The following is a 9596-nucleotide window of genomic DNA, read 5'->3' as shown; positions in this document are numbered from 1 at the left end:
GCACGTTGTTGGCGGGCTTGCCCAGCACGAACTGCTCGGTGTTGCGCGTGATCTTTTCCTTCTGGTCCTCGATTTCCTTGAGGTCACCGAGGCTCATGTTGCCGATGTGCCGCACCGGCTCGAGCGAGCCGTGGCCGGAACTGCGCTTGCGGTAGCGATAGGCGATCGAGGCGCTCCAGTCCGGCGCGGCCAGGGGCTGCGGCAGCACGGACTCGATCCGCGCCATCAGGGACTCGGCGCGGGCGATCAGGCGCTCAAACTGCTCGTTCATGCGGGCTCAGCTTCGGTAATCGGCGTTGATCTTGACGTAGTCGTAGGAGAAATCACAGGTCCAGACGGTGTCGGCCGCCGTGCCACGGCCCAGTACCACGCGTACCGTGATCTCGCTTTGCTTCATCACGCGCTGGCCGTCAGCCTCGACGTAGCCGGTGTGCCGGCCGCCGTTCTTGGCCACCAGCACTTCGTCCAGGTACAAATCGATTTTCGTCTGGTCCAGGTCCCCAATGCCCGCATAACCGACCGCCGCGAGAATGCGGCCCAGGTTGGGATCGCTGGCGAAGAACGCGGTTTTCACCAGCGGCGAATGGGCGATGGCGTAAGCCACCTTGCGGCATTCCTCGCCGTCCTTGCCGCCCTCGACCTGGATGGTCATGAACTTGGTGGCGCCTTCGCCGTCGCGCACGATGGCCTGCGCCAGTTGCCGGGCGATGTCCATCATGGCTGCGCGCAAGGCCTGGCCGTCGGCGCTGTCTAGCGAGGTCACGGGCGCATGGGCGGCTTTATTGCTGGCCACGACCACAAAGGAATCATTGGTCGAGGTGTCGCCGTCCACCGTCACGCGGTTGAACGAGCCCTCCGCCAGTTCCCGGGCCAGCTGCGCCATGAGCGGCTGGGCCACGCAGGCGTCGGTCGCCATGAAACCCAGCATGGTGGCCATATTCGGCCGTATCATGCCGGCGCCCTTGCTAATGCCGGTGATAGTGACTTCGGCGCCCGAAAGCTTGATGCGTTTGGAAAAAGCCTTTGCCACCGTGTCGGTGGTCATGATGGCTTCAGCCGCATTGCCCCAGTTGTTTTCCTTCGCATCAGCCAGCGCGGCCGGCAGGCCCGCCGCGATGCGGTCGTTAGGCAAGGGCTCCATGATCACGCCGGTGGAAAACGGCAAAACCTGTTCGGGCGCGAGATCCAGCAGGCGGGCCAGCGCGATGCAGGTGGCGTGCGCTCGGCTCAGGCCGTCGTCGCCGGTTCCGGCATTGGCATTGCCGGTGTTGATGACCATGGCGCGTATGCCCGCCGTCATGCCGCCGTTCTTCGCGAGGTGTTCGCGGCAGATCTGCACGGGCGCCGCGCAAAAGCGGTTCTGGGTGAAAACGGCCCCCACCGACGCCCCCTCGTCGAGCAACAGCACCGAAAGGTCTTTGCGATTGGCTTTGCGTATGCCCGCTTCGGTGATACCCCAGCGCACGCCGGGAACAGGGTGGAGGTCCGCGGCGGGCGTGGCGACCAGATTGACGGGCATGTGTTGACTCCGGAAAACCAGTGTGGGGCTTGGAAAACGTTCTGTTCGGGCAGGCGCTCAGTTCAGCTGGCCGTGGCAGTTCTTGTATTTTTTACCCGAACCGCAAGGGCACGGGTCGTTGCGGCCGACACGGGGCATGTCGCCGACCGGCACGGCCGGCGCGCGGCGCTGCGATTCCTCGTCTACCGTCGTTTCCACGCCGCCGGTTTCGGTGGGCGCAGTGTAGGTGACGTTGGCGATGTTTTCGGCGCGGTTCTCCATTTCCTCGGCCGCCTGCTCGAGCTCGTTCGAACTGCGTGAAGTTTTCTTCACCGATTTTCTCAACCTTGTCGGCGAAGGCGGCATTGGCGGCCGCGATGACCTTTTCGACCACTTCTTCATCAGTGATGGCCGTGGCGGCTTCCAGCTCCTGGCGCAGCGGGAGTTCGATCTGCCACTCCTCGCGCAGCACGTTCTCAAGCCCGGGCACGTCCCACTGTTCTTCGACGCTTTCAGCCGGCACATACTGCCGCGCCAGGTCGGTGAAGCAGCCTTCGCGCAGGGAGGCGATCTGCGCCTGCAGGCTGGCGGCGTCCATGATGTCGTTGCGCTGCTGGTAGATCACCTTGCGCTGGTCGTTGRSGACGTCGTCRTATTYGAGCAGSTGCTTGCGRATGTCGAARTTRCGRGCCTCGACCTTGCGCTGGGCCGACTCGATGCTGCGGGTGACGATGCCCGCTTCGATTGCCTCGCCGTCGGGCATCTTGAGCCGCTCCATGATGGCCTTGACGCGGTCGCCCGCGAAGATGCGCATCAACGGGTCGTCCAGGCTCAGGTAGAAGCGTGAGGAGCCGGGGTCACCCTGGCGGCCGGAACGGCCGCGCAGCTGGTTGTCGATTCGGCGCGATTCATGGCGTTCGGTCGCGATGATGCGCAGGCCGCCCATCGCGGTGACCTGTTCGTGTTCTTCCTTCCACGCCGCGCGCAGGCGGGCGATTTCCGCCTCTTTCGCGGCGGCATCCAACGCCTCGTCCGCTTCAACCGCTTCGATCAGTTTTTCAACGTTGCCGCCCAGCACGATGTCGGTGCCGCGGCCCGCCATGTTGGTGGCGATGGTGATCATTTTCGGACGGCCTGCCTGGGCGATGATGTCGGCTTCGCGGGCATGCTGCTTGGCGTTGAGCACCTGGTGCGGCAGGTCTTCCTTGATCAGCAGCTGGTCGATGATCTCGGAGTTTTCGATCGAGGTCGTGCCGACCAGCACGGGCTGCCCGCGCTCATAGCATTCGCGGATGTCCTTGATGGCGGCTTCGTATTTTTCGCGCGTGGTCTTGTAGACGCGGTCCAGCTGGTCATCGCGGCGGCTCACGCGGTTGGGCGGGATCACCGTGGTTTCGAGGCCGTAAATTTCCTGGAATTCGTAGGCTTCCGTGTCGGCGGTGCCGGTCATGCCGGACAGCTTGGTGTAGAGGCGGAAGTAGTTCTGGAAGGTGATGGACGCCAGAGTCTGGTTCTCGGCCTGGATCTGCACGCCTTCCTTGGCTTCGACGGCCTGGTGCAATCCATCGCTCCAGCGGCGGCCCGACATCAGGCGGCCGGTGAATTCGTCAACGATCACGACTTCGCCGTCCTGCACCACGTAATGCTGGTCGCGGTGGTACAGCAGGTTGGCGCGCAAGGCCGCATACAGGTGGTGCATCAGCGAGATGTTGGCCGGATCGTACAGGGTGGAGCCCTCGGGGATCAGTCCCAGGTTGAACAACAGGCGCTCGGCGCTCTCATGGCCCTGCTCGGTCAGGAACACCTGGTGGCTTTTTTCATCGATGGTGAAGTCGCCGGGCTTGGTCACGCCTTCGCCGGTGCGCGGGTCGGCCTCGCCCTCCTGGCGCGTCAGCATGGGGACGATCTTGTTCATCGCCAGGTACATCTCGGTGTGGTCTTCGGCCTGGCCGCTGATGATGAGCGGCGTGCGCGCCTCATCGATCAGGATCGAGTCGACCTCGTCGACGATGGCGTAGTTCAGGCCGCGCTGAACGCGGTCCGCCACTTCATAGACCATGTTGTCGCGCAGGTAGTCGAAACCGTACTCGTTGTTGGTGCCGTAGGTGATGTCGGAGCCGTAGGCGGCCTGCTTTTCCTCGCGCGACATATTGGGCAGGTTGATGCCCACCGTCAGGCCCAGGAAGTTGTAGAGCTTGCCCATCCAGCGCGCGTCGCGGCTGGCCAGGTAGTCGTTGACCGTGACCACGTGCACGCCCTTGCCGGTCAAGGCATTGAGGTAGACCGGCAGCGTGGCGGTCAGGGTCTTGCCCTCGCCGGTACGCATTTCGGAAATTTTGCCGTTGTGCAGCGACATGCCGCCCAGCATCTGCACGTCGAAGTGGCGCATCTTCATGATGCGCTTGCTGCCTTCCCGCACCACCGCGAAAGCTTCGGGAAGAATGGCATCGAGTTCCTCGCCAGCGGCTACCCTGGTTTTGAACTCCTGGGTTTTGGCGCGCAGCTGGTCGTCGTCAAGCTTTTCGTACTGGGTCTCCAGCGCATTGATGCGTTCTACGGTTTTGCGGTAGGTTTTGAGCAGCCTGTCATTGCGGCTGCCGAAAATTTTGGTCAGGATGTTGGAAGCCATAAATGCGAGGCCGCCTTGACCGCTCCCCATGAGCTGGCAATGCGGCCGAAATCCCTTATTGAGTACGGAACCTAGGTGTGGGCGCCATCAGTGAGTTCAACTGGGCCCAAACCTCTGATTTTAACTCTGCCAGGGGAGCTGCACGGCTATCCGAGATAAAACCGCCATCGGGCCTGAAAAGCCATGCACATGCGCATGGCGGGCATACCGCCTAGTGGGGGCGCGGCAGCTGCGCGGACTGTACCGGCGCGGGAGCGGGAAGCCGCGCGGCAGCGGACGCCACCATGGGCCCGGGCAGTTTCTGTCCCGCGGTCAGGAATTTCTGCGGATCCTGGAAAACACCCTGGACCAGCACCTCGAAGTGCAGGTGCGGACCCGTGGACCGGCCGGTGGTGCCGACTTCGGCGATCTTCTGGCCGCGCTTGACCAGGTCGCCCTTTTTGACCAGCACGCGCGAGGCATGGGCATAGCGCGTGACAAGCTCATTACCGTGGTCGACTTCGACCATGTTGCCATAGGCCGGGTGGTATTCCTGCGTAACCACGACGCCGCCCGCTGCGGCCAGGATGGCCGTGCCCGGCTCGGAAGGGAAGTCGAGCCCGGTGTGCAGCGCGGAGCGTCCGTTCATCGGGTCTATGCGCCAGCCGAAAGGCGAGCCGAGGTTGCCCCCTGCCACGGGCTCCTGGGTAGGCACCATCATTTTCTTGATCTTTTGGTCGAAGAGGCGCGACTCCATCACGGTCATCAGATCGACCCGCTGATCAGTGAGTTTGTCCAGGTCCGCCAGCGTGGCTTGCAGCTCTTCCATGGTCAGCGAGGGGCCGGCCACCAGTGCGCCGCCGCGGCCGGGCGCGACTTTGATGTCATTGGGATTGACGCCGGCCAGGCCGGACACCCGCTCGCCGAGCGCCTCGAGCTGCATCATCTTGGCCTGCATCTCGCCGACCCGCTTGGCCATCACGTCGAGGTTTTCGCGCATGAAACGGTCGCGCTGGTCGAATTCGTCCTTGACCATGAGTTTGACCAGCGAGCCTACGACCGGCCATCCTTCGCGGGCGCCCTTGAGAAACACCCAGTGGTAGAGGCCGGCAGCCACAAGCATGAGCGCCAGCGCGGCGACAAAGCCCGCCAGAACCAGTTTTGTCCCGCTTAAATAGATGGCCCGACTTTTCGCCAGCCACGCATCCGTGATAATCAAATGCACTTGTCTACCTCTTTAAAAGCTTGCGCTCACCAGGCCGAGCACCGTCCACCATGACCTCCGACCGGCGCCTTCCGCAGGCGCTCTCCGTTTATCAGGCCGCCGGGAATTCACCCTCCCTGGCACGGCTGACTGAACTCGTCCAGGAGTCCAGCGACAGGCTCAAGGCGATTGAGCCGCTGTTGCCGGAAGCCTTGCGGCCGGCGGTCCAGGCCGGGCCCATCGACGGCGAAACCTGGTGCCTGCTGGTCAACGGCAACGCGGCCGCCGCAAAAATCCGCCAATTGCTCCCCTTGATCCAGACCCGCCTTATAGGCAAAGGTTGGAAGGTTACCTCAATCCGGCTCAAGATCCTAATAAGGAAAAAGTAGTAGCCAGTTTCTTCAATAGCTAAAGCGGCGCGAGGCTATTTTACTTGACCCGTTTCAACGAAGGCCGCGCGCGCGGCGGCTTGGGGGGCTCGGGGTTGTCGGGGCCACCGTCTTCCGCATCGGGTGCGCTGTCCGGGACCAGTTGCATGATCTTTCCCTCGGGTCCGTCCGCCGGACTGTGCTGTGCCGGCGCGGAAGCCGGCGCAGCCGCAGGGGCCGTCAGCCCGGCGTCGCTCGCCGCCTCGGCACTGGAAACCTGGCCGGCGGCAGCGGGCGCCACCATGGGAAAAGCCATGCCCTGCCCGTTTTCACGGGCATAGATGGCGATCACATGGCTGATGGGCACCATGATTTCCCGGGCGCTGCCGGCAAAACGTGCCTTGAACTCAATGAAATCATTACCCAGCTTGAGCGACGAAGTCGCATCAAAGCTGATATTGAGCACGATTTCATTGTTCTTCACGTACTCGCGCGGCACCTGAACGGTGTCATCCACCGACACGGCCACATAAGGCGTGAAGCCGTTGTCGGTGCACCAGTCGTAGAGCGCCCTTATGAGGTAGGGGCGCGTCGACGTGGCGTCCAAGGCGTTCATGAATTCAGCCAAACTGCTTGTCCGGAAATCGAATCCGTAGATTATTTACGCATCACTTTTTCGGATGGCGTCAGCGCCTCGATGTAGGCCGGGCGCGAAAAGATGCGTTCAGCATACTTGAGCAGCGGCGCGGCATTCTTCGACAGGTCGATGTCGTAGTAATCCAGGCGCCACAGCAAAGGGGCAATGGCCACGTCCAGCATGGAGAAATTGTCACCCAGCATGAATTTGTTCTTCAAGAAGATGGGTGCCAGCTGCGTCAGGCGGTCGCGGATGTGCGAGCGGGCCTTTTCCAGCGCTTTTTCGTTGCCCTTGGACGCGCGCGATTCCAGCGTGCTGACATGGACGAACAGCTCTTTCTCGAAGTTCAGCAAGAAGAGGCGGACGCGTGCGCGGTCGACCGGGTCGCCGGGCATCAGTTGCGGATGCGGGAAGCGCTCGTCGAYGTACTCGTTGATGATGTTCGACTCATACAGGATCAAATCGCGCTCGACCAGGATGGGCACCTGGCCGTAGGGATTCATCACGTTGATGTCTTCGGGCTTGTTGTACAGGTCGACATCACGGATTTCGAAGTCCATGCCTTTTTCAAACAACACAAAGCGGCAGCGGTGCGAGAAGGGGCAGGTTGTGCCTGAATAAAGGACCATCATGGTGCGGAACTCCTAAATGCAAAGGAGTGGATACATATAAAAAGCATCCACTCCAGAAGGTGCCGGGAACAAGGTCCCGGCGAAAAATTACTTGACGTCTTTCCAGAACGCCGCATTCAGGCGCCAGGCGACAAAGGTCAAGCCGAGAAGGAAAATCAGCACCCAGACACCAACACGGATACGGGTGTTCTGGGCCGGCTCACCCATCCACTGCAGGTAGCCCACGAGGTCGCCCATGGCCTGGTCGTACTGCAGCGGCGTCATGGTGCCGGGCGTGACCTGGTTCCAACCTTTGAAAATCGCGACCTTGTGGCCGTGCTCTTCCTTGTCTTCAAACACCGGCGTCCGCACGCCCTGCAATTCCCACAGCACATGCGGCATGGCAACGCTGGGGAAAGCCAGGTTGTTCCAGCCCGTGGCCTTGGTTTCGTCGCGATAGTAGGTGCGCAGGTAAGTGTAGAGGTAGTCGGCGCCGGTACCGCCGGCGCCGGCGCGCGAGCGTGCGATCACGGTGAGGTCTGGGGGATTGCCGCCGAACCATTCCTTGGCCTGTTTCGGGTCGATCGCGGCCTTCATGGTGTCGCCCACTTTTTCAGTGGTGAACAGCAGGTTGTCCTTGATTTCCTTGTCGGTCAGGCCGATGTCTTTCAGGCGGTTGAAACGCATGAAGGCAGCGGAATGGCAATTCAGGCAGTAATTGACGAACAGCCTGGCGCCGTTTTGCAGGGACCCCAGGTCGTTGGTCCGGTCGGGCGCCTTGTCCCAGGCGATGCCGCCTTCCGAAGCCTGTGCCCCGGCCACAAGGCCAAAGGCGGTAACCAGCGCAAAAATAATCTTTTTCATCGTTTTTATCTCCAACTCTCAGTGACCGTGGAAAACAGGACGGTCCGGCGGTGTCTTGGGGGTGCCTACACGGCTCCACCACGGCATCAGGATGAAGAAGCCGAAGTAAAACAGCGTGCCGACCTGGGAGACGCGCTCACCGATGGGCGATGGCGGCTGGACGCCGAGGTAGCCCAACACCAGGAAGTTGACGACAAAAATGCCGTAGAGGTATTTGTGCCAGTCGGGGCGGTAGCGGATCGACTTGACAGGGCTGTGATCGAGCCAGGGCAGGAAGAACAGGATTACCACGGCGCCGCCCATCACGACCACACCCCAGAATTTCGCATCGATGGACAGCAGCAGCGCGGCGCCCACGACGGCCGCACCGGCGATGACCGCCTTCAGCAACACCGGCATGCGGAATTTCCAGATGCTGAAAGCCGCGGCGCCGATCACGCAGGCGATCAATGCATAGATCATCTCGCTGGTGATGGCACGCAGCATCGAGTAATAAGGCGTGAAGTACCAGACCGGGGCGATGTGCGCCGGCGTCTTCAGCGGATCGGCCGGGATGAAGTTGTTGTACTCGAGGAAGTAGCCGCCGAATTCGGGAGCGAAGAAGATGATCGCCGAGAAGATCATCAGGAAGACGCTCACGCCGAAGATGTCGTGCACCGTGTAGTACGGGTGGAAGGGGATGCCGTCCAGCGGATGGCCTTGCGCGTCTTTCGGTGCGTTGGGGCCTTTGATCTCGACGCCGTCGGGGTTGTTGGAGCCGACTTCGTGCAGCGCGATGATGTGCGCGGCCACCAGGCCCAGCAGCACGAGCGGCACGGCGATCACGTGGAACGCGAAGAAGCGATTCAGCGTGGCGTCGCCCACCACGTAGTCGCCGCGGATCAGCAGCGCGAGGTCAGGACCGATGAAGGGAATCGCGGCAAACAGGTTGACGATCACCTGGGCGCCCCAGTAGCTCATCTGGCCCCATGGCAACAGGTAGCCCATGAAGGCTTCGGCCATCAGGCACAGGAAAATCGCGCAGCCGAAAATCCAGACCAGCTCGCGCGGCTTGCGGTAGCTGCCGTAGAGCAGGCCGCGGAACATGTGCAGGTACACCACCACGAAGAAGGCCGAAGCGCCCGTCGAGTGCATGTAGCGGATCAGCCAGCCCCAGGGGACGTCGCGCATGATGTATTCGACCGAGCCGAAAGCCAGGGCGGCGTCGGGCTTGTAGTTCATCGTCAGGAAGATGCCGGTCACGATCTGGATGACCAGCACCAGCATGGCCAGCGAGCCGAAGATGTACCAGAAGTTGAAGTTCTTCGGTGCGTAGTACTCGCTCATGTGCTCTTTGTAGAGCTTGCTGGCGGGAAACCRGTTGTCGACCCAGTTCATCGCCTTGGCGGCGAGCGGGGCATCGGGGGAAATTTCTTTGAATTCAGCCATAACTGATCCTGGTTCGGTGGGGTTCTTTGGCAAGCGCCGGATAGCTGCGTCTGGGTGTCGGCGGCTATCTGGCGCTGGCTACAGGGTCTTGTGAAGGAGCTCGGGGAACAAAGCGCCTTCAGGCCTTTTTGTCTTCACCAATCAGCAACCGGGTGTCTGACAGGTACATGTGCGGAGGGACCTCGAGGTTGTCGGGCGCGGGCTTGTTCTTGTAGACGCGGCCGGCCATGTCGAAGGTTGAGCCGTGGCAGGGGCACAGGAAGCCGCCGGCCCAGTTGTCGGGCAACGAAGGCTGCGCGCCGGGCTGGAACTTGTCGGAAGGGGAGCAACCCAGGTGCGAGCAGATGCCGACGACGACCAGCGTTTCGGGCTTGATGG

9 protein-coding genes and 1 pseudogene are annotated in these 9596 nt (G+C 61.9%); 1 reads left to right on the top strand and 9 read right to left on the bottom strand.

The genetic code is table 11. The features are described from left to right. The 4 genes and pseudogenes from AC1D0P_RS22875 to AC1D0P_RS22860 all read right to left on the bottom strand — a co-directional run. A partial coding sequence (locus tag AC1D0P_RS22875; RefSeq protein ID WP_477678845.1) for a DUF815 domain-containing protein occupies positions 1 to 271 on the bottom strand: 271 nt, incomplete at its 3' end. Between the two features lie 6 nt (positions 272 to 277). Next, the gene (gene argJ, locus AC1D0P_RS22870; protein WP_477678844.1) at positions 278 to 1519 is read right to left on the bottom strand and encodes a bifunctional glutamate N-acetyltransferase/amino-acid acetyltransferase ArgJ; all 1242 of its coding nucleotides are present in this window, start codon (positions 1517 to 1519) and stop codon (positions 278 to 280) included. A gap of 57 nt (positions 1520 to 1576) precedes the next feature. Then, positions 1577 to 4127 (bottom strand): annotated as a pseudogene (gene secA / locus AC1D0P_RS22865) (preprotein translocase subunit SecA). Positions 4128 to 4338: 211 nt separating this feature from the next. Next, positions 4339 to 5331, bottom strand: coding sequence for a M23 family metallopeptidase (locus AC1D0P_RS22860; RefSeq protein ID WP_477678843.1), 993 nt, complete (start codon positions 5329 to 5331; stop codon positions 4339 to 4341). A gap of 50 nt (positions 5332 to 5381) precedes the next feature. On the opposite strand from AC1D0P_RS22860, the gene AC1D0P_RS22855 reads away from it, so the two are divergent. After that, positions 5382 to 5699: a hypothetical protein gene (locus tag AC1D0P_RS22855; RefSeq protein WP_436157452.1), complete on the top strand. Its 318-nt coding sequence runs from the start codon at positions 5382 to 5384 to the stop codon at positions 5697 to 5699. A gap of 40 nt (positions 5700 to 5739) precedes the next feature. Here AC1D0P_RS22855 and AC1D0P_RS22850 read toward each other — a convergent pair whose 3' ends face one another. The 5 genes from AC1D0P_RS22850 to petA form a co-directional block, all read right to left on the bottom strand. Then, on the bottom strand, positions 5740 to 6294 hold the full coding sequence (locus AC1D0P_RS22850; protein ID WP_477678842.1) for a ClpXP protease specificity-enhancing factor: 555 nt from the start codon (positions 6292 to 6294) through the stop codon (positions 5740 to 5742). Between the two features lie 41 nt (positions 6295 to 6335). Further along, on the bottom strand, positions 6336 to 6947 hold the full coding sequence (locus tag AC1D0P_RS22845) for a glutathione S-transferase N-terminal domain-containing protein (protein ID WP_477678841.1): 612 nt from the start codon (positions 6945 to 6947) through the stop codon (positions 6336 to 6338). Positions 6948 to 7034: 87 nt separating this feature from the next. Beyond that, entirely contained in the window at positions 7035 to 7790 is a 756-nt protein-coding gene (locus tag AC1D0P_RS22840) for a cytochrome c1 (protein ID WP_477678840.1), read from the bottom strand. A gap of 18 nt (positions 7791 to 7808) precedes the next feature. Further along, positions 7809 to 9218, bottom strand: coding sequence for a cytochrome b (locus tag AC1D0P_RS22835; RefSeq protein ID WP_477678839.1), 1410 nt, complete (start codon positions 9216 to 9218; stop codon positions 7809 to 7811). 118 nt (positions 9219 to 9336) lie between these two features. Further along, the coding region (gene petA, locus AC1D0P_RS22830) for a ubiquinol-cytochrome c reductase iron-sulfur subunit (RefSeq protein WP_477678838.1) at positions 9337 to 9596 on the bottom strand (260 nt) is incomplete at its 5' end.

Source organism: Polaromonas sp. P1_G2 (genome assembly GCF_056405515.1).
The sequence above is the reverse complement of the archived record's forward strand: the minus strand, read 5'-3'. Positions and strand labels throughout refer to the sequence as shown.